Genomic DNA, 1,313 nt, shown 5'->3' on the forward strand with positions numbered 1-1,313 from the left:
TTCTTTTGTTGTTTGAATGGTTTGTAACTTGCATCAAAGGCTAAAGCCTCTTCTGCGTTTCTTCTTTTTCTTCTTGGATGATTCGGCCTCTGGGAAAGACTCAAAGGTCTGAGCGTTGGCAGAAGCAAAAAGTCCAATGGAAGAAATGCCGTCCCAAGGGTCTTGGCTGCTATCCGACATGGATGGCTCATGGTTGCTCTTGTGATAGCCTTGTTCGTATTGCAGAGTAGAGTTGGATTTTGGTGATACACGGTTCTCCATTCCCTCAAACCTTGTATTCAGCTTGCCTAAGCTATAGCCTCGGCTAATCTGCGTACCCTTGAAGCTATATCCATCCTTGCTGAAACGGATGCCTTGAACCTTGGTTTGCTCCTTATCCATATAGACAAACTCTAAGTGAACACCTCGTTTTGCAAGTTCACTTTTGAACTCGTCCCAGCTATCTGCCATTCTCAATGCGCTCTTTACAGCATTGTGAATCTCGTATTTGGCACGCTCCGCATTGCGCAATTTGCGAGTGTTAGTCTTACTCTTGTCCGTTCCGTAAGTAAATCCATACTTGGATTTAAGAGCCTTGGTCACTTGCTCATTACGCCTGTAATCGTGGGCGTCTGATATGAGTTTGCCCTCGTTATTGATGCGGTTATACACGATATGACAATGTGGATTGTCGGTGTTGTGATGCCTTACGATGATGAATTGAGTATCTTTTATCCCCATCATCTGCATGTATTCAAGGGCTATCTTAGCCATGAATTCATCCGTCAAACGTGGCTTGTCCTCGGGCTTGAAGCTCAAAGCTATATGTCCAACAGGCTTCTTAATACTTGGATTTAGTTGCCTTTGTAGCTCGAAACTTTGCGTTATCTCGGCATTCGTGCCGAGTAACACACCATCCGAGACGATGATTTTCGCCTCGTCCTTGCCTGTAACATAGCGGATGCAACCACCAAATGAGCTGCCCTTCTTTAGCTTGCCTATCATGTGGCATCCTCCTTTCTGTCCATACTGCTTGGCTTCGATTTTGGATTTACTTGGCGATACTCGCCAAGGATTTCTTTCAATCTTCTCAACAAGTCCACCACATATACATGGGTTTCATGGAAACCTCTCTGATGCGACAACTTGGTAAGTTGGTTGAGGTTGTTCGCCATGCCAATGAGGTTCTTGGCGATGGCTACCGTCTCTGCATTGTGTCCGCTGACCACCTCGCCGTTCAAGGCGGACTCACGGATGTACTCCGCCAACTTGCGGTTGGCTTTTCTCGCCCTCAGTCTCAATGCCTCGTAGCTTGGCTTCGAGAACTTTACCGT

2 protein-coding genes are annotated in these 1,313 nt (G+C 46.4%); both read right to left on the bottom strand.

The features are described 5' to 3' along the window. Nucleotides 1–33: 33 nt before the first annotated feature. A complete protein-coding gene (locus tag F7D73_RS02340) occupies nucleotides 34–984 on the bottom strand; it encodes a relaxase/mobilization nuclease domain-containing protein (RefSeq protein ID WP_153122106.1) in 951 nt (316 codons plus the stop codon). Beyond that, on the bottom strand, nucleotides 981–1,313 hold a 333-nt coding region (locus F7D73_RS02345; protein WP_153122107.1), incomplete at its 5' end, for a plasmid mobilization protein. The genes F7D73_RS02340 and F7D73_RS02345, both read right to left, overlap by 4 nt.

Origin of the sequence: Segatella copri (genome assembly GCF_009494395.1) — a bacterium.
GTDB lineage: Bacteria > Bacteroidota > Bacteroidia > Bacteroidales > Bacteroidaceae > Prevotella.

Excerpts from the sequence above, each read along its gene's own strand:
- F7D73_RS02340 (WP_153122106.1), bottom strand. The coding sequence starts at position 984 with ATGATAGGCAAGCTAAAGAAGGGCAGCTCATTTGGTGGTTGCATCCGC.